Annotated in this window: 24 protein-coding genes; 21 read left to right on the forward strand and 3 right to left on the reverse strand. The window is 43.9% G+C overall.

Annotation, left to right across the window (positions count from 1 at the left end):
- Positions 1-110: 110 nt before the first annotated feature.
- Positions 111-461 (reverse strand): DUF4124 domain-containing protein, encoded by a 351-nt coding sequence (locus O4M77_RS02245; protein WP_159124240.1) that lies wholly within the window; start codon positions 459-461, stop codon positions 111-113.
- A gap of 681 nt (positions 462-1,142) precedes the next feature.
- On the opposite strand from O4M77_RS02245, the gene O4M77_RS02250 reads away from it, so the two are divergent.
- The 14 genes from O4M77_RS02250 (at position 1,143) to der (ending at position 15,860) form a co-directional block, all read left to right on the forward strand.
- Positions 1,143-2,870, forward strand: a complete 1,728-nt coding sequence (locus tag O4M77_RS02250) for an acetolactate synthase 3 large subunit (protein ID WP_004782089.1) — start codon at positions 1,143-1,145, stop codon at positions 2,868-2,870.
- Positions 2,867-3,358, forward strand: a complete 492-nt coding sequence (gene ilvN / locus O4M77_RS02255) for an acetolactate synthase small subunit (protein ID WP_004782091.1) — start codon at positions 2,867-2,869, stop codon at positions 3,356-3,358. Before O4M77_RS02250 ends, ilvN begins: the two co-directional genes overlap by 4 nt.
- Positions 3,359-3,465: 107 nt before the next feature.
- Positions 3,466-4,482 (forward strand): ketol-acid reductoisomerase, encoded by a 1,017-nt coding sequence (ilvC, locus tag O4M77_RS02260; RefSeq protein WP_005232140.1) that lies wholly within the window; start codon positions 3,466-3,468, stop codon positions 4,480-4,482.
- Between the two features lie 1,140 nt (positions 4,483-5,622).
- The gene (locus O4M77_RS02265) at positions 5,623-6,174 is read left to right on the forward strand and encodes a phosphatase PAP2 family protein (protein ID WP_004782094.1); all 552 of its coding nucleotides are present in this window, start codon (positions 5,623-5,625) and stop codon (positions 6,172-6,174) included.
- Between the two features lie 88 nt (positions 6,175-6,262).
- The gene (gene iscX / locus O4M77_RS02270; protein ID WP_005232138.1) at positions 6,263-6,463 is read left to right on the forward strand and encodes a Fe-S cluster assembly protein IscX; all 201 of its coding nucleotides are present in this window, start codon (positions 6,263-6,265) and stop codon (positions 6,461-6,463) included.
- A 110-nt stretch (positions 6,464-6,573) separates the two neighbouring features.
- Positions 6,574-7,005: a nucleoside-diphosphate kinase gene (ndk, locus tag O4M77_RS02275; protein WP_004782097.1), complete on the forward strand. Its 432-nt coding sequence runs from the start codon at positions 6,574-6,576 to the stop codon at positions 7,003-7,005.
- Between the two features lie 121 nt (positions 7,006-7,126).
- The gene (rlmN, locus tag O4M77_RS02280; protein WP_005232136.1) at positions 7,127-8,362 is read left to right on the forward strand and encodes a 23S rRNA (adenine(2503)-C(2))-methyltransferase RlmN; all 1,236 of its coding nucleotides are present in this window, start codon (positions 7,127-7,129) and stop codon (positions 8,360-8,362) included.
- A gap of 14 nt (positions 8,363-8,376) precedes the next feature.
- Positions 8,377-9,177, forward strand: coding sequence for a type IV pilus biogenesis/stability protein PilW (pilW, locus tag O4M77_RS02285; protein ID WP_004782101.1), 801 nt, complete (start codon positions 8,377-8,379; stop codon positions 9,175-9,177).
- On the forward strand, positions 9,168-9,953 hold the full coding sequence (locus O4M77_RS02290) for a RodZ domain-containing protein (protein ID WP_323713754.1): 786 nt from the start codon (positions 9,168-9,170) through the stop codon (positions 9,951-9,953). The genes pilW and O4M77_RS02290 overlap by 10 nt, the downstream gene beginning before the upstream one ends.
- 23 nt (positions 9,954-9,976) lie before the next feature.
- Positions 9,977-11,098 carry a flavodoxin-dependent (E)-4-hydroxy-3-methylbut-2-enyl-diphosphate synthase gene (gene ispG / locus O4M77_RS02295; RefSeq protein WP_004782104.1) on the forward strand — a complete coding sequence of 374 codons (1,122 nt, stop codon included), beginning with the start codon at positions 9,977-9,979 and terminating at the stop codon, positions 11,096-11,098.
- A gap of 3 nt (positions 11,099-11,101) precedes the next feature.
- Positions 11,102-12,397: a histidine--tRNA ligase gene (hisS, locus tag O4M77_RS02300; RefSeq protein WP_125279599.1), complete on the forward strand. Its 1,296-nt coding sequence runs from the start codon at positions 11,102-11,104 to the stop codon at positions 12,395-12,397.
- A 30-nt stretch (positions 12,398-12,427) separates the two neighbouring features.
- The gene (locus O4M77_RS02305) at positions 12,428-13,126 is read left to right on the forward strand and encodes a YfgM family protein (protein ID WP_323713755.1); all 699 of its coding nucleotides are present in this window, start codon (positions 12,428-12,430) and stop codon (positions 13,124-13,126) included.
- Complete coding sequence (bamB, locus tag O4M77_RS02310) at positions 13,123-14,271, forward strand: outer membrane protein assembly factor BamB (protein WP_179992372.1); 1,149 nt, start codon at positions 13,123-13,125, stop codon at positions 14,269-14,271. Before O4M77_RS02305 ends, bamB begins: the two co-directional genes overlap by 4 nt.
- A gap of 176 nt (positions 14,272-14,447) precedes the next feature.
- Positions 14,448-15,860, forward strand: coding sequence for a ribosome biogenesis GTPase Der (gene der / locus O4M77_RS02315; protein ID WP_004782108.1), 1,413 nt, complete (start codon positions 14,448-14,450; stop codon positions 15,858-15,860).
- 56 nt (positions 15,861-15,916) lie between these two features.
- On the opposite strand, the gene O4M77_RS02320 is transcribed toward der, so the two are convergent.
- A complete protein-coding gene (locus O4M77_RS02320) occupies positions 15,917-16,486 on the reverse strand; it encodes a hypothetical protein (RefSeq protein ID WP_159124108.1) in 570 nt (189 codons plus the stop codon).
- Positions 16,487-16,748: 262 nt separating this feature from the next.
- On the opposite strand from O4M77_RS02320, the gene O4M77_RS02325 reads away from it, so the two are divergent.
- Positions 16,749-17,369, forward strand: a complete 621-nt coding sequence (locus O4M77_RS02325) for a 4'-phosphopantetheinyl transferase family protein (RefSeq protein ID WP_180011836.1) — start codon at positions 16,749-16,751, stop codon at positions 17,367-17,369.
- 25 nt (positions 17,370-17,394) lie between these two features.
- On the opposite strand, the gene O4M77_RS02330 is transcribed toward O4M77_RS02325, so the two are convergent.
- The gene (locus tag O4M77_RS02330; RefSeq protein WP_159124107.1) at positions 17,395-18,165 is read right to left on the reverse strand and encodes an SDR family oxidoreductase; all 771 of its coding nucleotides are present in this window, start codon (positions 18,163-18,165) and stop codon (positions 17,395-17,397) included.
- A gap of 89 nt (positions 18,166-18,254) precedes the next feature.
- On the opposite strand from O4M77_RS02330, the gene mazG reads away from it, so the two are divergent.
- The 6 genes from mazG to panC all read left to right on the forward strand — a co-directional run bounded on the left by mazG (position 18,255) and on the right by panC (position 23,259).
- A complete protein-coding gene (mazG, locus tag O4M77_RS02335; protein WP_323713756.1) occupies positions 18,255-19,067 on the forward strand; it encodes a nucleoside triphosphate pyrophosphohydrolase in 813 nt (270 codons plus the stop codon).
- The gene (locus tag O4M77_RS02340) at positions 19,027-19,455 is read left to right on the forward strand and encodes a ComEA family DNA-binding protein (RefSeq protein ID WP_291358557.1); all 429 of its coding nucleotides are present in this window, start codon (positions 19,027-19,029) and stop codon (positions 19,453-19,455) included. Before mazG ends, O4M77_RS02340 begins: the two co-directional genes overlap by 41 nt.
- A 136-nt stretch (positions 19,456-19,591) precedes the next feature.
- On the forward strand, positions 19,592-21,067 hold the full coding sequence (gene pcnB, locus O4M77_RS02345; RefSeq protein WP_323713757.1) for a polynucleotide adenylyltransferase PcnB: 1,476 nt from the start codon (positions 19,592-19,594) through the stop codon (positions 21,065-21,067).
- A complete protein-coding gene (gene folK / locus O4M77_RS02350) occupies positions 21,064-21,549 on the forward strand; it encodes a 2-amino-4-hydroxy-6-hydroxymethyldihydropteridine diphosphokinase (RefSeq protein ID WP_180017164.1) in 486 nt (161 codons plus the stop codon). The genes pcnB and folK overlap by 4 nt, the downstream gene beginning before the upstream one ends.
- Positions 21,550-21,599: 50 nt before the next feature.
- Positions 21,600-22,409 (forward strand): 3-methyl-2-oxobutanoate hydroxymethyltransferase, encoded by an 810-nt coding sequence (gene panB, locus O4M77_RS02355; protein WP_004782128.1) that lies wholly within the window; start codon positions 21,600-21,602, stop codon positions 22,407-22,409.
- A 1-nt stretch (position 22,410) separates the two neighbouring features.
- A complete protein-coding gene (gene panC / locus O4M77_RS02360) occupies positions 22,411-23,259 on the forward strand; it encodes a pantoate--beta-alanine ligase (RefSeq protein WP_159124101.1) in 849 nt (282 codons plus the stop codon).
- The last annotated feature ends 6 nt before the right edge of the window (positions 23,260-23,265 follow it).

Below are 23,265 nucleotides of genomic sequence, written 5' to 3' on the forward strand. Positions count from 1 at the left end.
AGAGAACGGTTAAAAAAAATATAAGGCACAGCATAGCGCAAAACGCACCTAAAAGTGAATTTTGCGTACGGGATTCTGCAGGAAAAATCTAAATTGGCAGACGAGTATGATTAGAAGGCTACACGCTCAGACTGACCACGTTGTAAAGCTTCATTGGCTTCACGCTGTTGCTGCTCATTTTCAGAAACGACAGGCACAGGTGCAGATGAGTTTGAGTTACCCGTTTCGGTCCGGTTCTCATTTTCGGTTGTTCTTGCTGGAGTAGGCGCGGAATTGGTCCAGCCATAGGTTTCTACTTTGCTTTTATGCTTGGCATTTTTAGGAGGCGGGGTTTTGGTATAGTGAGTCACGCCTTTGGCATCGACCCATTTATAATATTCAATCGCTAAAGCAGAGCTGCTTGCTACACCTAAAACAAGCGTAGTGGCAAAACTTAATGCGGTCAGGAAAGATCTTTTCATGAGTAAAAGTCCTGAAAATTTCAAGCGGTTAAATAGGGTTGTTATTGTAGAGAATTTTTTGCCATAAGATGATTTTTAATTCAATTAATTTTGTGATCAGTAGTGATCTTAATGTTTTGAGCTGATACCTAAAAAGAGTAATTTTATATAAAAAAAATTTATTTATAAACAGTTGCATTGAATTTCTTAAAAATTCATTCAATTTTTTTATATAAGACATATTAAAAATTTATAAAATTAAAGTTTTAAGTATATGAAATTTATTAATTTAAATTAGAATTTTAAAGCTAAAAACCAGAGTTAAAGTCGAAATTGCCTGTAAAAGCAGCAAATTTTAGACGTATAAACAATAATAGCCTGTTTTTTAAACTTGACTTTAAAGGCTGAAAACACAAGAATGCAGCAATAGTTTTATATGCCTTAGATCGATCACCCTTCGAATAAGTGTCATGTCATGCAATGGGCAATTTTTCTAGCCGAAAAATTGAACAAAGCGAACAAAATATGTTTACCCCAACATGTTTTAGATCTTGTATTGCTCGAACAGCAGGTAGATCGGATTTTTTATTCCTATTGCTTTGAAAACTATGAAATTTGTGTGCTATAACAGTGCAGACAGTTAATGAATGAACACTGCAAATGCCTCCCATTTGTGCAGTGAATAATATAGGGTGAATCACGTTGGAACTTCTATCTGGTGGTGAAATGCTCGTTCGCGCATTAGCGGATGAAGGCGTTGAACATGTTTTTGGATATCCAGGCGGCGCAGTACTGCATATTTATGATGCGCTATTTCAACAAGACAAAATTAATCATTACCTCGTACGTCACGAACAAGCTGCCGGTCACATGGCGGATGCTTACTCACGCGTAACAGGTAAAACTGGTGTTGTGCTGGTCACTTCTGGCCCAGGCGCGACTAATACCGTTACTCCAATTGCAACGGCTTATATGGACTCCATTCCAATGGTGATCCTGTCTGGTCAGGTTGCAAGCCATTTGATCGGTGAGGATGCGTTCCAAGAAACTGATATGGTCGGTATTTCTCGCCCAATCGTGAAGCACAGCTTCCAGGTTCGCCATGCCAGCGAAATTCCTTCAATTATCAAAAAAGCATTCTATATCGCGTCATCTGGCCGTCCAGGTCCAGTCGTAGTTGATATTCCTAAAGATGCAACCAACCCGGCAGAGAAATTTGCTTACGAATATCCTGAAAAAGTGAAGATGCGTTCGTATCAACCACCATATCGTGGTCACTCAGGTCAAATCCGTAAAGCGATTGATGAACTGATTCATGCGAAACGCCCAGTCATTTACTCAGGCGGTGGTGTGGTTCAGGGCAATGCTTCAGCACAATTAACTGAGCTTGCACATCTATTGGGTTACCCAGTTACGAATACCCTGATGGGTCTTGGCGCATTCCCGGGCGATGATCCACAGTTCATCGGCATGTTGGGTATGCACGGAACTTACGAAGCAAACATGACCATGCACAATGCAGACGTAATTCTGTGTGTAGGCGCGCGTTTTGATGACCGTGTAACCAATAACCCGGCGAAATTCTGTCCGAATGCCAAAGTCATTCACATTGACATCGATCCGGCGACCATTTCTAAAACCATCATGGCGCACATTCCAATCGTGGGTGCAGTAGAACCTGTGCTGAACGAAATGCTGAACCAGTTGAAGCAAATGAATGTGTCCAAGCCAAATCCTGAAGCGATTGCGGCATGGTGGAAACAGATTGATGAATGGCGTCAGGTTCATGGCTTGAAGTTTGATGTACCAACTGATGGTTCTATGAAGCCACAGCAAGTGGTTCGTGCTCTAGACAAAGTCACCAATGGTGAAGCGATCATCACGTCTGACGTTGGTCAGCACCAGATGTTCGGCGCATTGCACTATCGCTACAAGCGTCCTCGTCAATGGATCAACTCTGGTGGTCTAGGTACGATGGGTGTAGGTCTGCCATATGCGATGGCGGCTAAGCTTGCATTCCCGGATCAGCAAGTAGTTTGTATTACTGGTGAAGCGTCTATTCAGATGTGTATTCAGGAACTTTCTACCTGTAAGCAATATGGCTTGAACGTGAAAATCCTGTGCCTGAACAACCGTGCCTTAGGTATGGTGAAACAGTGGCAGGACATGAACTACGAAGGTCGTCACTCTAGCTCTTATGTAGAGTCTTTACCTGACTTTGCAAAATTGATGGAAGCTTATGGTCATGTAGGTATTCAGATTGACCATGCGGACGAGCTTGAGTCTAAGCTTGAAGAAGCGATGGCAATCAATGATAAGTGCGTATTTATTAACGTAATGGTTGACCGTACAGAACACGTATATCCAATGCTGGTTGCGGGTCAATCGATGCAGGATATGTGGTTAGCAAAAGGGGAGCGCACGAAATGAGACATATTATCTCTGTACTCGTAGAAAACGAAGCAGGCGCGCTTTCTCGCTTGGTAGGTTTGTTCTCACAACGCGGCTACAACATTGAAACATTGAACGTTGCGCCAACTGAAGACCCAACACTTTCACGTCTGACTTTGACCACGTATGGTGATGATCACAAGATCGAACAGATCACCAAACAGCTGAACAAGCTGGTAGAAGTGGTTAAAGTGGTGGATCTGTCTGAAGGTGCACACATTGAACGTGAATTGATGCTGATCAAAGTGAAAGCTTTAGGCGCAACCCGTGATGAAATCAAACGTACGACCGATATTTTCCGTGGCCAGGTGGTTGACGTAACGCCAACAACTTACACGATTCAAATCGCAGGTACGACTGAAAAAATCGACGGTTTTATTGACGCATTAGCAGAAAACACGATTTTGGAAGTGGTGCGTTCAGGCGTGTCGGGTATTGCACGCGGCGAAAAAGTACTAACCATCTAAATTTTTTAAATTATTTCCTCATTCTAATAAGAAGGGGGCTTCAGGCAATGTGATCAAGGATCATTGCCTGATGAAACGGACACACAAGCATTTAAGCGGAGACAGCAATGCAAATTTTTTACGATAAAGACTGCGACTTATCTATTATCCAATCTAAGAAAGTAGCAATCATTGGTTATGGTTCACAAGGTCACGCACACGCGCTTAACCTTAAAGATTCTGGCGTTGACGTAACTGTTGGTCTACGCGCGAATTCTACTTCTTGGAAAAAAGCTGAAAACGCTGGTCTTAAAGTTGCTGAAGTTCCTGCTGCTGTAGCTCAAGCTGACGTAGTAATGATCTTGACTCCAGATGAGTTCCAAGCTCAACTTTACCGCGACGTGATCGAGCCAAACATCAAAGAAGGCGCGACTCTAGCATTTGCTCACGGTTTCTCTGTTCTTTACAACCAAGTTGTTCCACGTAAAGACCTAGACGTAATCATGGTTGCGCCTAAAGCTCCTGGTCACACTGTACGTTCTGAATACCAACGTGGTTCAGGTGTTCCTGACTTAATCGCGATCCACCAAGATGCTTCTGGTAATGCACGTAATGTAGCTCTTTCTTACGCTTCAGGTGTAGGTGGCGGCCGTACAGGTATCATCGAAACTTCTTTCCGTGAAGAAACTGAAACTGACCTGTTCGGTGAGCAAGCGGTTCTTTGTGGTGGTGCTGTTGAACTGGTTAAAATGGGCTTCGAAACTCTGGTTGAAGCTGGTTATGCACCTGAAATGGCTTACTTCGAATGTTTACACGAACTTAAACTGATCGTTGACTTGATGTTCGAAGGCGGTATCGCTGACATGAACTACTCAGTATCTAATAATGCTGAATACGGCGAATACGTAACTGGCGTTGAAGTAATTAACGAACAGTCTCGTGAAGCAATGCGTAATGCGCTTAAACGTATCCAATCTGGTGAATATGCGAAGATGTTCATCCAAGAAGGTGCATTGAACTATCCATCTATGACTGCTCGTCGTCGTCAAAACGCTGCACACGGTATCGAACAAACTGGTGCTAAATTGCGTGCAATGATGCCTTGGATCCAAGCAAACAAAATCGTTGATAAAGAGAAAAACTAATTTCTTGGATCATTTGATTTGAATGCGAAAACCCACTCACTAGAGTGGGTTTTTTTATATAGTCGAATAATAATTTAAATAAATATAAAAAGATAAGATGAAAGATTGAACTGAATTTTTAATATAGAAAATCATATCTATGCTTGGACTGAAGTAGGAGCAGGTGATCAAGAGTTTGAGCAATATGCATTCGAATTAAAAAATACCAAAACTTCATGGCAGCAAATCCAAACAATTATTTATCGTGATGTATTGTGGGGTAGTTGGCTTTCATTAAGTTTGTGGTTAGCTGTCTTAATTTTAATTTTAATTTTAATTTTAATTTTATTGCTTAGAGCAGCTTTGTTGGTTGACTGGGGATTTGAAGATAAAAGGTTATCTCAAAAAATAAATCATATTCAAAAATGGCAACTATTTTACAAGTTGAATTCATTGGCATGGATCAGGTATTTAATCGGTTATTGGTTGAGCATAAGTATAGTAAAGAAATTGAAAAGGTAGATGGAACAGACATAAAGCATCAGCAAGTTTGATAATGTAAGAAATGCTAAGCTCCCATAAATCAATTCATAAAACAGTCACACCTGAACCCCATACTTAATCAAAAGTATGGATAGTTATATATCATTAACTTTTAAATGCTTTGAAATAACCAAATTTTGAGTAAGAGCAAGGCAAGAAGCGGCTTCCAGATACATTTTCACCAAAGTCTTGGGCGCTATAACTGCACTATACTCGAAGTACATTCGATCCTTCTCAGGTTTTGTTCAGACTTATTTCAATAAATACCAGTACAAATAAATCATCTATTAACAGTTCAAGGATAGGTCGGATTGAAAGGTTAAAAATATAGTGCAGGAGGCGATGGCCAGCGGTGGAGCAGTGATCGCTAATGATCATGGACGTACTGATTTACAGGTGCAACATGATTGGACAGGTTGGCTGAGTAGGTTGAGACAGTGGCAAGAATTCATCTGTTAGATGTCTGAATTAAGCGATTTATAACGATTACAGAAGGATGTAGGCATTAAGAAACTAAAAAGGTGAATAGCGATTATCTCATGTGTCAATTTGAACAAGCTCTATTTTTCAGTCGTGCAAAACCTGAAATACAGGGCATAAAACAATAAGAGCTCTACAATGAAATTTCAGAATGCAAAACTAAAATTTTTAGAAATTGATTTAAAAGGCTGTATTTATCTTAATCATTTTTCACATTCAGAACGCATTGCAGCTTTTTTCAAAATCATTAGCCGGTTGGGCAATGGCGTATTCTGGTATTTGATGCTCATTGCCGTCTGGCTGATTCAGGGCCTGATGTATACCTTGCAGATTGTTTATCTGGTGTTTGGCAGTATGGTCGGAACCCTGATTTATAAACTTCTAAAAACCAAAACAGTACGTCCACGTCCTTATCAGGTGCATCAGGTGATTCGGCTCTGTGAGCATCCGCTGGATCATTTTAGTTTTCCTTCGGGACATACCTTGCATGCAGTGATGGTGACCATTGTGCTGGGCTATATCGTACCTTTTTTGCTGTTTTTAATGTTGCCATTTGCCATTCTGGTCGCGATCTCCCGAATGGTTTTAGGCTTGCATTATCCAAGTGATGTGGCGGTAGGAGCCATATTGGGCGCGCTGGTGGCCACCATGATTGTATTTACGGCACCTTTTTTTAATATCATGTTGTAAAAAATCACGAGATGATCTGGCAAAGGCTCGCAGAATTTTGCAGATTTGCTAAAGTACTACATCACAGTAAATAGGCTTAGGAATAGACATGGGTTTACGTTGGACAGATACCCTCGATATCGCGATTGAATTGTATGAAGCGCATCCAGACGTGGATCCGCAATGGGTTCGCTTTACCGACCTGCATGCCTGGGTATGTGCACTTCCTGATTTTGAAGACGATCCAACCAAATCAACCGAAGGGCTTCTGGAAGCCATTCAAATGGCATGGATTGACGAAGCACGTTAATTGCCAGTTTGAAAAAAGCAATTTTTTTACAGTTTAAGGGCGGAAAAAAGTCCATTATTCGGTATAATGCGGCAAATTTTCATGTCAACAATTGACTTAAGGAGCCAATCATGGCTATTGAACGTACATTATCTATCGTAAAACCAGACGCAGTTGCTAAAAACCACATCGGTGACATCTTTGCTCGTTTCGAAAAAGCAGGTCTTAAAATCGTTGCGACTAAAATGAAACACCTGACTCAAGCTGAAGCTGAAGGCTTCTACGCTGAGCACAAAGAACGTGGTTTCTTCGGTGACCTAGTTGCATTCATGACTTCTGGTCCAGTTGTTGTTTCAGTTCTTGAAGGCGAAAACGCTGTTCTTGCTCACCGTGACATCCTTGGCGCGACTAACCCTAAAGAAGCTGCTCCTGGTACAATCCGTGCAGACTTCGCTGTAAGCATCGACGAAAACGCTGCTCACGGTTCTGACTCTGTAGCATCTGCTGACCGCGAAATTAACTACTTCTTCGCGCAAACTGAGATTGCTCCACGTACTCGTTAATACGCAGTATTCAAACCAGATAAGTGTTATTATACTTATCTGGTTTTTTTATTCTCTGAATAATTCTTTGCTCAGATATTGAGCTTCTCCTTTCATCTTTAGACATGGTTTAGGTATACACATGAGTACTGAAGTGGTCGCTACATCAGCAGTTTCTGATGCACAGCAACAATCTCCGTCCACTCCTGCACAGCAAAATTCTGTGGAAAAAGTGAACTTACTAGGCATGTCACGTCCGCAAATGGAAAAATTCTTCGAAGATATGGGCGAGAAGAAGTTCCGTGCCGGTCAGGTGATGAAATGGATTCATCAGTATTTCGTGACTGATTTTGCTGAGATGACCAATATCTCGGGCAAGCTGCGTGAAAAACTGGAAAAGATTTGTGAAATTAAAGCGCCAGAAGTGGTGCATAAAAACTATTCCAAAGACGGTACCCGTAAATGGGTGTTCCGTGTCGGTGATGGTGATGGCTCTCTGGTTGAAACTGTCCTGATTCCGGCAGAAGACAAAACCGGCTCACGTAAGACCCTGTGTATTTCTTCACAAGTAGGCTGTGCCCTGGATTGTTCATTCTGTTCAACCGGTAAGCAAGGTTTCCAGCGTGACCTGACTCAAGCTGAAATCATCGGTCAGCTGTGGATGGCTAACTATTCCTATATGGAAGAAGTGCCTGTGGCTGAGCGTGAGCGTTCAGTGACCAACGTGGTGATGATGGGCATGGGCGAGCCATTGCTGAACTATGATGCTGTATTAAACTCTATGCGCATTATGCTGGACGATTTTGCTTATGGCATGTCTAAACGCCGCGTGACGCTTTCAACGTCTGGTGTCGTGCCGAAAATTGACCAGTTGGCACAAGATATTGATGTGGCTTTGGCGATCTCATTACACGCAACCAATGATGAACTGCGTAATGAACTGGTGCCAATCAATAAAAAATATCCGCTAGAGCAGCTTATTGCCGCTTGTCAGCGTTATATCACTAAAGATGGTAATGAAAGTGCGCGTAAGCACGTAACCATCGAATACGTAATGCTGGATGGCGTAAATGACAAGCCTGAACATGCCCAGCAGATGATCAAGCTGCTCAAAGATCTGCCAAGCAAGATTAACCTGATTCCATTTAACCCGTTCCCGCATGCGCCATATGGCCGTTCAAGCCGTAACCGGATTATTTCTTTCCAAAAAACTTTGTCTGATGCCGGTTTTGTGTGTACGATTCGTCAGACACGTGGTGATGATATCGACGCTGCGTGTGGACAACTGGTAGGACAAGTCGCTGACCGTACCCGTCGTGCGGAACAGTGGAAAAAGAAAATTGCGCAGTCCAACGAGATTATGCGCTCACAAGGATAACAAGAGGTCGCCAATTGAGTAATCTGACATCTAAACTTGCTTTGGTTTCAGTAGTATGTGGGTCTTTGGTTTTAACTGCGTGTCAAACGCCAGATCTGGGTCAGAAGGACCCGGAAAAAGCCACCAAGGTTCGTACTCAGTTGGCGGTTGAATATCTTAAAAACGGTGATCTGGATTCAGCTAAACGTGCGCTGGATCAGGCACTGGAAACTAATCCGCGTGATTCGCAAGCCAATATGATGATGGGCGTGCTGCTTCAGCAGGAAGGCAGCAAACCTAATCTTGAAAAGGCCGAAGGTTATTTCAAGCGTGCAATTTCGGCAGATCCAAAAAATGCCCAGGCACGAAATAACTACGGCACCTATTTATATCAGCTTGAGCGCTATAAAGATGCGATCGAGCAGTTCGAAATTGCCGGCGCAACTTTAGGTTATGACCAGCGATTTCGTGCCCTTGAAAATATGGGACGGATTTACCTGAAACAGGGTGATTTGGCGAATGCTGAAAAATCATTCAAACAGGCACTACAGGCTAATCGCGCTTCGTATATATCAATGTTAGAGTTGGCAGAAATTTTTTATCTGAACCAGCAGTTCCCGGCCGCGACTCAAATGTATGAACAGTTTGTACGTGGCGTGGGGCAGAAAAACCAGAGTGCCCGTGCGCTCTGGATTGGCATTCGCACTGCGCGTGCCAGTGGCGATCAGTTAGGCATGCAGGTTTTGGTCAATCAATTACGTGCATTGTTCCCTGAAAGCCCGGAATACCAACGTTATTTGCAATTACAGTACAGTACTGAGGCCGTATGGAAGTAAATCCTAATTCAGATTCGAATAATTCGAGCGTAGCTCCAAACGCGTTAGGAAATGTTCAGCGTCCAGGCGAGTACTTACGCAAGATTCGTATTAATCAGCAACGTGAGCTTGAAGACGTTGCCAAAGAACTCAATATTCCGGTAAAAACCCTGAATGCCTTGGAAAAGGATGATTATAAATCCTTGCCTGAAGCGACTTTTATTAAGGGTTATTACCGCACCTATGCCAAATATCTCGGTGTCGATGCTTCTAGCCTGATTCAGCGTTTTGATGAAATTTATGCCAATGATACCGGTATGGTTGCAACGCACGCCCTGAAAGATTCTCCAATCAAGATCATGGGTAAATTGCCAGGTTCAAAGCGTGATCGTAACCGCAAATGGTTAAAGCGTGGCCTGATTGCACTGGTTGTGGTAGTGATCTTGGGTGCACTGGTCGCCATGATCCAGAACTGGTCAGAGAGCAGCGAGAATAGTGCCGAAGTTGCGGACACCTCTTCTGATGTTGAGATTTTAAATCTGGATGCCGGTGCTGCCATGTCCGGTGATCAGCTTAAGCTTGATTTTAGCCGTCCGACTTCTGTGCATATTGTAGATGCAGGCGGTAACGTGCTGGCTACTGGCCGTCAGGCATCTACTTTAGAGCTGAACGGTGAAGCGCCATTCCAGATCCGACTGGATGATGCGACAGCAGTATCACTCAGTTTAAATAATGAAAGTATTGCATTGTCACCTTATACGGTTAACGGAAAAGCAGATTTCCGTTTATCACGTTAATGGTGAGCAGATAGGGCGAAATCATGATCGTAAATCCAATTCAGCGCCGTCCAACACGTAAAATCCGTGTCGGTTCTGTCTATGTCGGTGGTGATGCACCGATCACTGTTCAGTCAATGACCAATACTGAAACCTGCGATGTCGCAGCAACTGTTGCACAAATTCAGCGTTGTGTGGATGCAGGCGCAGACATCATGCGTGTCTCTGTTCCAAGTATGGAAGCAGCGGCCGCATTTGGTGAAATTCGTAAGCAAGTTGACGTACCACTGGTCGCAGATATTCACTTCGACTATAAAATTGCGCTGGCTGTTGCTGATCTGGGTGCAGACTGTCTGCGTATTAACCCGGGGAATATCGGCTCAGAAGCCAAGATTCGTGAAGTAGTGGCAGCGGCACGTCATAACGACATTTCCATGCGTATTGGCGTGAATGCCGGTTCACTGGAAAAAGATATCCAGAAAAAATATGGCGAGCCAACAGGTGAAGCATTGCTGGAATCTGCGATGCGTCATATCGACATTCTGGATCGTCTGAATTTCCATGAATTTAAAGTATCGGTCAAGGCATCAAACGTGTTTTTGACTATGGATGCTTATCGTCTGCTGTCTAAACAGATTGATAATCCATTGCACTTGGGTGTGACGGAAGCGGGTGTATATCGTACCGGTTCAGTGAAATCAGCGATTGCTTTAGGTGGTCTGCTGATGGAAGGTATTGGCGATACCATGCGTATTTCTCTGGCAGCTGAGCCTGAAGAAGAAATCAAGATTGGTTTTGATATCCTGAAATCGCTGGGCCTTCGTTCTAACGGAATTAACTTTATTGCCTGCCCAAGCTGTTCACGTCAGGAATTTAACGTGATTAAAGTAATGCAGACCCTTGAAGAACGTTTGGAAGATGTCCGTGTTCCGATGGATGTGTCTGTAATTGGCTGTAAAGTGAATGGTCCGGGCGAAGCCAAAGAAGCCGATATCGGTGTAGTAGGTGCAAGTCCGCGCTCACTGGTGTATCGTAATGGTGAAAAGAGCCATTTAATCGATACCAATCAACTGGTTGATGAAATCGAATCAATGGTTCGTCAACGTGTTTCCGAGCTTGAAGAAGCCAAATCAAAAGAAATTATTCGCACAAGTTTTTCTGAGTAGATCATGAGTTCAATCGTCGCAATCAAAGGTTTTAATGACATTCTCCCAACGCAAACCCCAGCTTGGAGACGTCTTGAACAGCATCTGTCAGGTCTGATGGATGCCTATGGCTATCAACAGATCCGTTTGCCGATGGTTGAACAGACCAATCTGTTTAAACGTTCAATCGGTGACGCCACAGATATCGTTGAAAAAGAAATGTATACCTTCCTGGACAAAGGTAATCCGCCTGAATCTTTAACGCTACGTCCTGAAGGAACAGCGGGTTGTGTACGTGCGATGCTGGAACATAACCTGCTTCGTGGTGCGACCCCGAAAGTCTGGTATATCGGACCGATGTTCCGTTATGAAAAACCGCAAAAAGGCCGTTACCGCCAGTTTCACCAGTTTGGTGTAGAAACCTTTGGTGTGGCAACACCTGATCAAGATGCAGAATTGATCCTGATGACAGCACGTCTATGGAAACGTATGGGCGTGGCTGACAAGGTGCAACTCGAACTAAATACTTTGGGCGAGTCTGATGAACGTGCGGCGTATCGTGCGGCACTGGTAGAGTTCCTGCAAGCGCATAAAGCGGATCTGGATGAAGATTCTCAGCGCCGTCTGACGACTAATCCACTGCGTATTTTGGATTCGAAAGATGCCAAAACTCAAAGTATCCTAGAAAATGCGCCAAAACTTCATGACTTTATGGGTGAAGAAACACTGGCACACTTTAACCAGTTGCAACAGTATTTATCAGATGCCGGTATCAGCTTTGTCATCAATCAAAAACTGGTACGTGGTCTGGACTACTACAACAAAACCGTATTTGAATGGACAACGACTCATTTAGGTTCACAAGGTACTGTGTGTGCCGGTGGTCGTTATGATGGCTTGGTCGGTCAATTGAAAGGCAAAGCGGATCAATCTGTGCCTGCAGTTGGTTTCGCGATGGGGATGGAGCGATTATTGCTTCTGCTGGAACAGGTGGAAGACAATACACCAGTACGTGATTGCGAAGTATTCCTGGTTGCCGATCCTGCTTCTCAGGGTAAAGCACTGGTATTGGCCGAACAGATTCGTGATCAATTGGAAGCTGCAGGCAGTAATATTCGTCTGAAAGTCGGCTCTCAAGGTTCAATGAAATCGCAAATGAAAAAAGCCGATCAGGCCGGTGCTTTATATGCAGCCATTATCGGTGAGCGTGAACTTGAAGCACAAAGCTTTACGGTGAAAGAGCTGGCGACTGCAGAGCAATCTACTGTGCCATTTGCTGACTTTGTCGCATTTTTCAGTACTAAAATTTCTTCAAAATAATCGATAAAACATTAGGAAAAAGGTAATCGCATGAGCGCAATGACTGATGATGAACAACTTGAAAGTTTAAAATCCTTCACGAAGAAGTATGGTTCTTCGATCATTATCGGGATTCTGGTTGCGCTGATTGCCTTTTTCGGATGGGAATATTGGCAGAAGAAAAACCTGGCAGAATCGCAAATGCAGACCGCCAAGGTTCAGCAACTGATGGATGAAGCGCAGGCCACTGACGGTGATGATTTTGCCAAGCTGTCTGAAACTGCAGACAAGATTGTCAAAGAAGCGCCAGATTCAGCTCAAGCGATTCAAACCCAGTTGGTCATGGCGAAACTGGCTTATGACAAGCAGGATTACGCTGCTGCTGAGAAAGCATTACAAAAAGTTGAAAACTCTAAAGTTGATGATAAAGGCCTGGTTCAGGTCGTTAAATTGCGTCTGGCTTATGCACAATTAGCACAGAAAAAATATGATGCAGCCCTGAAAACTTTGGATGCAGTGACTGAACCTGCATTTAAAGCAACCGCCGATGAAGCACGTGGCGATATCTATGTTGCCAAAAATGATATTGAAAATGCCAAAAAAGTATATCAAAGTGCATGGGATGCTTTGATTGAACGTAAAGAAGAACGTCAAATTTTACAAATTAAGCTCGAAAGCGTAGGCGTGTTGGTCGATGACCCGGAAATCGAACGCCCAATTATAGAAACACAAGTGGAAGAAGCTGAATGAACAGAACATATAAAATCACCTGTGCTTTAACTGTTTTAACTCTTGCACTCGCTGGCTGTGCGGGTAAGACCAATAAAGTACCAGAAGTAAAACCGAATCCACTTCCAAAAATCAGTCAGACTAAAACACTTGTTCCTGTATTTTCGACCAGTGTTTCTTCAACAGAGAAGGCTGATCCGCTACGTTTACGTCTGGATGCGGATAACGGAGTCGTATTTGCGATCGACCCTAAGGGTGAAGTCACTGCTTTTAGTGGCAAGCAGCGCCTGTGGCAGAAAAAAGTCAGCAAAGATACTTTAAGCTCTGGCGTTGAAGCCGCTGATGGGATCGTGGTGGTTGGCAGTAACAAAGGCCAATTGATTGCACTGGATCAGCAGACTGGCGAACAACGCTGGACTGCACAATTGACTGGTGCCATCTTGGCGCCTTCACTGATTCATGCAGGTCGCGTAATTACTGTTACCAATGACGGTACTGTATATGCCCACGAAGTAGCTTCAGGCGCTCAGGTCTGGACCTATGATTTACCGAATGTCCAGTTTAGCCTGCGTGGCATGGCGGCTCCGGTGCCTTTAGATGTGCGTAATGTATTGATTGCGACTTCAAATGCTTATATTTATGCAATCGATGCCCTAAGTGGTGTGCCTAAATTACAGCGCCGTGTTGCGATCTCGGATGGCCGTTCGGACATTCAGCGTTTGATTGATATTGACGGTGATCCTGTCGTAGCAGGTCAGTTTATTGTGACCACCAGCTATCAAGGTCAGGTGACTGTATTTGATCTGGCTTCACAACAGGTGATCTGGAGTGAAGATGCCAGCAGTATCCAGCGGCCGGAAGTGGTGGGCAATGGCGTCTTCGTTGCCCAAACTGATGGTAAAATCAGCGCGTATGAAATTACTACTGGCCAGCCTTTATGGGAAAATGATCAGTTGTTGAATCGTCAGCTGAGCAATCCGGTAATGCTGGGAACTGAGCTTGTCGTAGGTGATCTAGACGGAGTATTGCACCTGCTGGATCCATCAACAGGGCAGATTATTGGCCGTGCTAAAACTTCTGGTGAAGTGCGTCATTTACGTGTAATTGACAACCAGCTCTATGTTTCGACTCGCAAGGGTGCATTAAGCATCTGGCAGAATCGTTAATTTTTGTTTGGCTTATGCTAAAATAAGCCAACCGTATTTTTTACGCGGGGTGATTGAATGTTCAATGCCCCGTGTTTTTATTTATTTTAGGCTTTAATCCTATTCCCTTTTTCTTCCAAAACTTTCTGATGTTCAGGCCATTTTTAGACAGCCTGATATTGAATAAAGGTTAATCTATGAAACCCGTAATTGCGCTCATTGGTCGTCCGAACGTCGGAAAATCAACTCTGTTTAACCAGATAACCAAGAGCCGTGACGCATTGGTAGCAGACTTTGCAGGTCTGACACGCGACCGTAAATATGGTGATGCGATCTATCAAAACAAATCTTTCATTGTCGTGGATACTGGTGGTATCGGTGAAAATGAAGGCGGTATTGACTCCTACATGGCTGAGCAGTCTAAAACTGCGATCCATGAAGCCGACATGATCATTTTTGTGGTCGATGCACGTGCCGGACTACTGGCATCTGATGAACAGATCGCTCGTGAACTGCGTACTTTGGGCAAGAAAGTTTTCCTTGTAGCTAACAAAGTTGATGGCGTACATGCTGAAGCTGCTCTGGTCGAGTTTTATAAACTCGGTATGGGCGAGCCTATGCAAGTGGCTGCTAGCCACGGCCGTGGCGTACAGCAAATGCTGGAAGAAGTACTTGAAGATGTGCCTGAAGATGAAAGCCCAGAAGAACATGACAAGAATACTGGCCTGCGTCTTGCAATTATTGGTCGTCCAAACGTAGGTAAATCAACACTGGTAAACCGTCTATTGGGTGAAGAGCGTGTTGTGGCGTTTGACCAGCCAGGTACAACGCGTGACTCGATCTATATTCCTTTTGAGCGTGATGGTCGTCAATACACCCTGATTGATACCGCTGGGGTACGCCGTAAAGGTAAGGTTGATGAAATGATTGAGAAATTCTCAATTGTGAAAACTTTACAGGCGATGAAAGATGCACATGTAGTTGTGATCGTGGTAGATGCCCGTGAAGGGATTGTAGAGCAGGACTTACACCTGATCGGTTATGCACTGGAAGCTGGCCGTGCCATGGTGATTGCGATCAATAAATGGGACAACATGTCCGAATATGATCGTAAACAATGTAAGCTCGATGTAGAGCGTCGTTTTGACTTTATTCCTTGGGCGAAAATCCACCTGATTTCTGCGCTACATGGTACAGGTGTCGGTGAGATGTATCCATCGATTCACCGTGCTTATGATTCTTCACATCTGAAAGTATCACCAGCGAAGCTGACTCAGATCCTGAATGATGCCACTGAAGCGCACCAACCGCCTACTGTACAAGGTCGTCGTATTAAGATGCGTTATGCGCATATGGGCGGACAGAATCCACCTACTATCGTGGTTCATGGTAATAAGGTAGATAAGACACCTGCAGATTATCGCCGTTACTTGGAAAATGTATTCCGTAAAGTGTACAAGCTTGAAGGTACACCAGTAAAAATTGAATTTAAAACCTCAGAAAACCCATTTGAAGGTCGCAAGTCACAGCTGGATGAACGTACTGCTGCGCGTCGCCGTCGTTATGTACAGAAATTTAAGAAAGCCGAGAAAAAATTTAAACGTGGTTAATTGTCATATTTAAATAAAAAAGCCTGCAAAAGCAGGCTTTTTTATTTATTCATATTTTAGATTGAGCATTTTTTTGCTTTTTGATAAATACGGATATTTTCAAGATTAGCTAAAGCTACGTCAGCATCGGCTTGAGAAGCAGCAATATTATTTTGATTGTTATTGCCAGTAAAAGCATTGGTAATTTCAGTTGCGCGCGCAACTGTTTGTGATTGACCTGCAAAAGCAGATAATGCACCACTTGCAATACCTGCCAATTTAGAAACAGGATTATTGGCTTGAGCATTCGCCTGGTTAAGTGCATTTTGACTTGCTTCTAAGGTACGTTCAAAACTGCGCGCTTCTACTGCCAAATCTGTACAATCTAAACCTTTTAAGTATGTTGTTGAGTAGACACCGTTATTTTGATTTGAAGCATTATTATAATTAGAAGCATAGGCACGGTCTGCACGTGCAACAGCAGCATTCGCCTGTGCACGGCTGCGCTCCATATTTGCTTCAGCCTGATCCATGATGGCGCCGTTTCTAGCTCCCATAACTGCAGTAGCAGCTTCTAGCCAGGAGCCAGCTTGTGTTGAAAATGATAGTGCAGCAATTGTCGTACTGAATATGATTCGCTTAAACATATGACCCTCTGTTTTTCTATGTATAAAATTGTAGCTGGATTGTAACTATTTTTTATTCGATTAAAAATAGCTTGAAAGCTCAATTATTTATTTTGATTTACAGTATATTTTATTGTTTTAATTAAGTTTTATTAAAATATATTTTAAGATATTACCTATAGTTTGTCAGAGAGGCAATCAGGTTGATTTATACTGAAGGCCTTAAAAGTAACATTTTTTATAAGGGCGACTATTTTTGAAGTCTATTATTCATATTGATTGGATCGCGCTGGCACCACGACTTAGACATTTACAAGACTTAGATCGGAAAACCTATATTCAGCAGCGTAAACAATTAATTTATAACTATCGTAATCAGTTGCTAGCTGCACATTTAGGTTGTGTTATTGACCAGCAGGACTTTACTACAACCGAATACGGCAAACCCTATCTTTCAGCCCATCCAGACTATGGCTTTAATCATACGCATAGCCAAAACTTTTATGGATTAGCAACAAGCAAACATATTCAGAATTTGGGGATCGATATCGAAGAACTTAATCGAAATGTACGTTTTGAAGCCCTAGCCCAACACGCTTTTCATCCTGAAGAGCTGAAACAGTGGCAGGCATTAGATTACGATCCTGAATACTGGTTTAAAGTCTGGACCACCAAAGAGGCGGTCCTAAAAGCCTCAGGACTCGGAATCCGGATAAACCTCAATGAGCTGAATACCCAAATCCATCCACATCAGGATGGTGGACGTTGTGAACATCCAGAAATTGGAATTTATGCCTATCAAAATTATATTTTAGCGGGTTGCATGCTCACTGTGGCCTGGCAAAGCGAGCATTCCTGTAAAGGCCTAAGATTTCCAACGATTCAGATTCATCAAGCTGTTTAAAAGTAGAGTAAGCCCAAAATATTTCTTATTGTTTGGCAATCATTAAATTACTCAGCCGGTTAACGAACTGTGGACTCATTCGAGATAAGTGAAATAAAAACTTACTCTTGAATCCGACTGGATGATGGGTCACTTGCCAAATTGAATCTTTTAGCTGTGCCAGTTTGAAAATATCCTGCGCTACATCCTCAGCTTTTAGATGCACGCCCATTTTTTTGATATTTTCGGCCTGCATATCTTCCACCATTGCAGTGCTAACAAAAAGCGGCATCACATCAAATACCCGAATGCCATATTTTTGCCATTCGATATCTAGTCCTTCAGTCAAACCACGAACCGCAAATTTGCTGGTTGCATAGGAAGCCAGATCCGCTTGGCCATAAATCGCCGATGCTGAAGACAGGTTAATGACCCGGGCAAAGGAAGCCTGCTTTAAGTAGGGTAAAGCAGCATGACAGCCATTCAGGACGCCTTTAATATTCACGTCAAGGGTGCGATGGTGATTAGTAATATTCGTTTCTTCAAAAGGACCAGAATATAAAATCCCGGCATTATTTACCAGAATATTGATTTCACCTGACCAGGATGCGAATTCAGATAGAGTAGTTTCCCATGATGCATAATCGGTTACATCCAGAAAGCCAGCTTTGGCATGTTCACCGAGTTGCTGGGCCAATTGTTCTGCCTGTTCAAGATTAATATCATAAATTCCGACTTTATAACCTTGCTGGTAAAATAGCCTGGCTGTCGCGGCACCAATTCCTTGTGCTGCACCACTAATCAATATACTGTGCATGTGCTTGATCTCCTTATTGTCTTTTTTTCTTGAGCATAGCAAGAAACAGGCAAAATAATGCGGCTATTTGGTAAAGAAGAGGTTTTACGGTGGAACAATTACTCCAAGTCATGCGTGAGTTACGTGAAAAATGTCCATGGGATCAGCAACAGACTCCCGAATCTTTAACCAAATATGCGATTGAGGAAGCCTATGAAGTTGAAGCAGCAGTGCGCTCTGGCCAAGCTGATGAGGTGCGGGATGAACTGGGTGATTTGCTGTTACAGGTCGTATTTCAGTCACAAATGTATAGCGAGCAGGGCGCTTTTGATTTTCATGATGTAGTTCAGGCGATTACGGATAAGCTGATTCGTCGTCATCCGCATGTATTTCAGGCTGAACAGTTTGCACAGCTGAGTCCTGAAGATGTCTCGGTACTCTGGAAAGAAATCAAGCAGAAAGAAAAACAGGGTAAGCCACGTTCACGTTTGGATGAGATCAAGCATGCACCTGCACTGCAACAGGCGGATGAGATCCAGAAAAATGTCGCCAAAATCGGCTTTGACTTTCCAGATGTCGCGGGTGCCTATGGCAAGCTGAAAGAAGAACTGGCTGAACTCAAAGAAGCCGTTGCTGGACAAAATTCCGATGAAATACTCGAAGAATTTGGAGACTGCTTATTTTCACTGGTGAATGTTGGTCGTAAACTTGGTGTCTCAAGCGAGATGGCATTATTGGGCACGATCCATAAATTCCGGACTCGCTTTGCCCTGATGGAAGATCGGGCAGAACAACAGCACCTCAATCTGGAAAGCCTGTCATTGGCTGAATTGGATCAGCTCTGGGAACAGGCCAAATTAGAATTAAAACAAAGAGCCGCTCATGAAAAAAGTACAACATCGCATAGGTCCAGCATGGATTAATACTGTCCTGCTAGGTATTTGGCTGGCCTATACTTCAATTGGAACAGTACACGCAACTGCAACCGATTATGCAGAATGGAAAGTACGTCAGCAGCAACATGATGCACGCCTGAAGAAGAAAATCGCTGCTGCTATCCCCGTATCTGAAAACAATCATTATCTGGCTAAACCTGCATTATCCGCCTCTTCAGCTGCTGATAAAATCAGTCTGAACCAGGCCAGTATTGAACAGTTACAGCAGTTAAATGGCATCGGGCAGAAGAAAGCGGAAGCGATCATTGAATACCGGCAGAAAAACGGTAAATTTAAAACAATTGAAGATATTCAACAGGTCAAAGGAATCGGACCGGCCTTATTTGCCAAAAACAAGGATAAGCTGGCTTTGTAACCCTGCTGAATTTATTGTAAATAAGCCATCCATCTGAACCATGAGAATGACATAATCAAATTGCCCTTTAGCGGTGTAAGCGATATGATTAGCGTCATCTTAGAATTTTACGTTCAGACGTAGGAGACAGCGTCTTTTGCAAACTTTGCGCGCGTCAAAATGTGGTTTATCAACCGCTCAATTACCTTCTTATATTCTCGATGTGATTGATGCCTTAACCAAGGCAGGCTATGAAGCTTATATCGTAGGTGGTGGTGTCCGGGATCTGATGCTGGGTTTAAATCCCAAAGATTTCGATGCAGTGACCAATGCTACACCAGCTCAGGTTAAAGAAGTGTTCGGACGGCGTTGTCGGATTATCGGACGACGTTTCGAGCTGGCGCATGTCTATTCGGGCCGTGAACTGGTTGAAGTGGCAACTTTCCGTGCGCCTCCTAAAAAAGCGGTGACCTCTGCAGCAGGGATGATCCTGCGCGATAATAACTGGGGCACCATTGAGCAGGATTTTGCTCGTCGAGATTTTTCGATCAATGCCATGTATTACCAGCCACGCAAAGGTATCGTGCTGGATTTTTGCAATGCAGTAGATGATATTAAACACAAAACGCTGCGTTTACTGGGTGATCCGACTCTAAGATTTGAGGAAGATCCGGTCCGGATGCTGCGAACTTTACGTTTTGCAGCCAAACTCAATTTCAGTATTGATAAAGCCATTCTGGATATTTTCACTCCAGAAATGACCCAGCTTCTACGTGATGTGTCTCCACACCGTCTCTATGATGAATCGCAAAAGCTATTCACTATGGGACATCTGAATCGTGTGATGCCAATGCTGATCGATTTTGGCATCTGGCGTCAGCTGTTTGCCGATATCAAGCCAAACATTACTGCATTTATTGAACTGGCAGCGAAAAATACCGATCAGCGTATTTCGATTGGCAAGACCATCAATCCGGCTTTCTTCTATGCGGTATTGTTGTGGCAACCGTTCCTGGAGCGCTGTGATTTTTATCTGTCTAAAGGGGTAGTGCCTGCGGAAGCACGTGCGCAAGCAGGACTGGATGTACTGAAACGTCAGGCTACCCGTACTGTGATTCCACGCTTTGCGGAAACTTTCATTCGTGAAGTCTGGGAAATGCAAACCCGCTTGCTCAATCCAAAACCGCAACAGATTGAAGCATTATCAGGTCATGCACGTTTCCGTGCCGGCTTTGACTTTTTGTTGCTGCGTGAAAAATCAGGCGATGAAACTGCACAAGGTATGGGAAGCTGGTGGGAAGCCTATCAGCAAATGGGTAGCGATGAAAAAGAGCGTGCCATTGCCCAATATAACCGTCAGCGTGCCAAGAGCCGTCGTAAGGCTTCTCAGGAAGAACACTTGGAACAGCGCCTGGCTGCACAAGATGTAGCAACCGAGATTGAACCTCTGGTGAATGAGCCGGAACCACGTAGCCGTCGTGCGCGTAAAGCCAAATTTGAGAATGAGCGTAGCAAACCGGTTTCTCATGTGGCGGCCAGTGCCGGCGGCGACATTGGTGCAGACCATCCAATTACCAAGCGTAAACGGGTGCAGCGTGATTTAAGCCAGGTTATTTTTGGGCCTACACAATGACAGTGACCTATATCGGTTTAGGAAGTAACCTGGGCGATTCACGCCAGATTCTGGCTGAAGCCGTGCAAAAGCTAGCAAGTTTGGGGCAGGTAAAAACCTCACACTTGTACCAAAGCCCACCCATGGGGCCACAAGATCAGCCGAATTATTTTAATGCTGTCGTACAGTTAATTACGGATCTGGCACCGCTGGATCTGTTGGATCGTTTGCAAGCCTTCGAACAAGAGGCTGGGCGTGTACGTCTACGTCATTGGGGTGAACGTACCTTGGATCTGGATCTGCTCATTTACGGTGATGAACAGATTCAAAATGAACGGTTAACCGTACCGCATGTGGGCGTGCTGGAACGTGATTTTGTATTGGTGCCATTACTGGATATTGATGCCAACTTGCAGCTGGATGGAAATACATTAAAAGACCTGGACATCGTCAAGCAATCAACCTTAACGGTTTTTGACCGCACGAATTGGGCAAATATTTAATTTTTATATTGGCATGTTCGAGAGAACTTCAATAATAGAGGAACATCTTCATGATCAGTCTCAGTGATTTAAGACGATATAAAGCGGAAGGACGCAAATTTTCTTGCCTGACTTGCTATGACGCCAGTATGGCCAAAGCCATGGAAATTGCTGAAGTTGACAGTATTCTGATTGGCGACTCTTTGGGTATGTCGATTCAAGGTCGTGATTCAACCTTGCCTGTGACTGTAGAAGATATGGCTTACCATACCGCAGCGGTACGCCGTGGCAATCAGCATGCACTGATTATGACTGATCTGCCATTTATGAGTTATGCCACTCTGAATGATGCATTACAAAGCTCAAAAACGGTGATGCAGGCCGGTGCACAAATGGTCAAGATGGAAGGTGGTGCCTGGTTGGCGGAAACCGTTCAGGTTCTAACCCGTAACGGGATCCCAGTCTGTGTTCACTTGGGTCTCACACCGCAGTCGGTGCATGTCTTTGGTGGCTATAAGCTACAGGCCCGTACCCGTGAAGCGGCCGATCAACTGATTGCTGACTGTAAGGCAGTGGTTGAAGCCGGTGCAGCAGTGCTGTTGCTGGAATGCGTGCCTGCACAATTGGGTCAGGAAATTACTGAACTTTTCCCACATATTCCAGTGATTGGTATTGGAGCAGGGGCAGCCACTGATGGCCAGGTATTGGTCGTTCAAGACATGCTTGGTCTAACCTTTGGCCATACCGCGAAATTTGTACGTAACTTTATGAAAGAACAGTCTGGTGCGACTGCAATTCTGGATGCATTTAAAGCCTATCATGCGGCTGTTTTAGATGGTTCATTCCCAGCACCTGAACAAACATTCCAAGTCGAGTTGTAACATGAAAACAGAAACAACCATCCAAGGATTATCTGCTTCGCTCAATCCTGCACGTTCTGCGCGTAAAATTATTGGTTTTGTCCCGACCATGGGCAACCTGCATCAGGGGCATCTGAATCTGGTGCGTGAGGCGCGTAAACTGTGTGATGTCGTTGTTGTGAGTATTTTCGTTAATCCGATCCAGTTCGGACCTAATGAGGATTTTGATAATTATCCACGTACTTTAGAGCAGGATCAGCAGTTACTGGCAGATGTGGGTTGTGACATTGTCTTTGCCCCAACTGTAGAGCAGATGTATGGTAACAAGCCACGTCTAACCAATATCAGTGTGTCTGGTATCACCAATGACCTATGTGGCTTACAGCGTCCGGGTCATTTTGATGGTGTAGCGGTCGTGGTGACCAAATTATTTAATATTGTTCAGCCCAACTATGCCTTCTTTGGTCAGAAAGACTATCAGCAACTGGCTGTGATCCGTCAGTTTGTTCAAGACCTCAATATTCCGCTGGAAGTGATTGGTGTACCGATTGCTCGTGCTGAAGATGGTCTGGCACTTAGTTCGCGTAATGGCTATCTAAGCGAGCAGGAACGTGCAACAGCACCAGTCATTTTCCAGAGTCTGAAAACTGCTGAGCAGCAGTTACATGCAGGTAAAACTTTGGAGGAGGCACGGGCAGGTATCCGTCAAACTTTGACAGATGCAGGTCTGGTAGTGGACTATGTAGAAGCCCGTACACCGGAATTGCAAAAAATTGATGAGTTTAATCAGGATGTCGTGATTTTAATCGCGGCAAAATTAGGAAAAACTCGTCTGATTGATAATCTGCAGATCAAATACGCAGCTGGATAAGTAAAA

The sequence above is a fragment of the Acinetobacter sp. YWS30-1 genome (genome assembly GCF_033558715.1).
Lineage (GTDB): Bacteria > Pseudomonadota > Gammaproteobacteria > Pseudomonadales > Moraxellaceae > Acinetobacter.

What these genes read in the sequence shown, in the direction of transcription:
- O4M77_RS02245 (WP_159124240.1), bottom strand. Translation starts at nt 461, where the DNA reads ATGAAAAGATCTTTCCTGACCGCATTAAGTTTTGCCACTACGCTTGTT.
- ilvN (WP_004782091.1), top strand. Translation starts at nt 2,867, where the DNA reads ATGAGACATATTATCTCTGTACTCGTAGAAAACGAAGCAGGCGCGCTT.
- ilvC (WP_005232140.1), top strand. Translation starts at nt 3,466, where the DNA reads ATGCAAATTTTTTACGATAAAGACTGCGACTTATCTATTATCCAATCT.
- O4M77_RS02265 (WP_004782094.1), top strand. Translation starts at nt 5,623, where the DNA reads ATGAAATTTCAGAATGCAAAACTAAAATTTTTAGAAATTGATTTAAAA.
- iscX (WP_005232138.1), top strand. Translation starts at nt 6,263, where the DNA reads ATGGGTTTACGTTGGACAGATACCCTCGATATCGCGATTGAATTGTAT.
- ndk (WP_004782097.1), top strand. Translation starts at nt 6,574, where the DNA reads ATGGCTATTGAACGTACATTATCTATCGTAAAACCAGACGCAGTTGCT.
- rlmN (WP_005232136.1), top strand. Translation starts at nt 7,127, where the DNA reads ATGAGTACTGAAGTGGTCGCTACATCAGCAGTTTCTGATGCACAGCAA.
- O4M77_RS02290 (WP_323713754.1), top strand. Translation starts at nt 9,168, where the DNA reads ATGGAAGTAAATCCTAATTCAGATTCGAATAATTCGAGCGTAGCTCCA.
- ispG (WP_004782104.1), top strand. Translation starts at nt 9,977, where the DNA reads ATGATCGTAAATCCAATTCAGCGCCGTCCAACACGTAAAATCCGTGTC.
- hisS (WP_125279599.1), top strand. Translation starts at nt 11,102, where the DNA reads ATGAGTTCAATCGTCGCAATCAAAGGTTTTAATGACATTCTCCCAACG.
- O4M77_RS02305 (WP_323713755.1), top strand. Translation starts at nt 12,428, where the DNA reads ATGAGCGCAATGACTGATGATGAACAACTTGAAAGTTTAAAATCCTTC.
- bamB (WP_179992372.1), top strand. Translation starts at nt 13,123, where the DNA reads ATGAACAGAACATATAAAATCACCTGTGCTTTAACTGTTTTAACTCTT.
- der (WP_004782108.1), top strand. Translation starts at nt 14,448, where the DNA reads ATGAAACCCGTAATTGCGCTCATTGGTCGTCCGAACGTCGGAAAATCA.
- O4M77_RS02320 (WP_159124108.1), bottom strand. Translation starts at nt 16,486, where the DNA reads ATGTTTAAGCGAATCATATTCAGTACGACAATTGCTGCACTATCATTT.
- O4M77_RS02330 (WP_159124107.1), bottom strand. Translation starts at nt 18,165, where the DNA reads ATGCACAGTATATTGATTAGTGGTGCAGCACAAGGAATTGGTGCCGCG.
- O4M77_RS02340 (WP_291358557.1), top strand. Translation starts at nt 19,027, where the DNA reads ATGAAAAAAGTACAACATCGCATAGGTCCAGCATGGATTAATACTGTC.
- folK (WP_180017164.1), top strand. Translation starts at nt 21,064, where the DNA reads ATGACAGTGACCTATATCGGTTTAGGAAGTAACCTGGGCGATTCACGC.
- panB (WP_004782128.1), top strand. Translation starts at nt 21,600, where the DNA reads ATGATCAGTCTCAGTGATTTAAGACGATATAAAGCGGAAGGACGCAAA.
- panC (WP_159124101.1), top strand. Translation starts at nt 22,411, where the DNA reads ATGAAAACAGAAACAACCATCCAAGGATTATCTGCTTCGCTCAATCCT.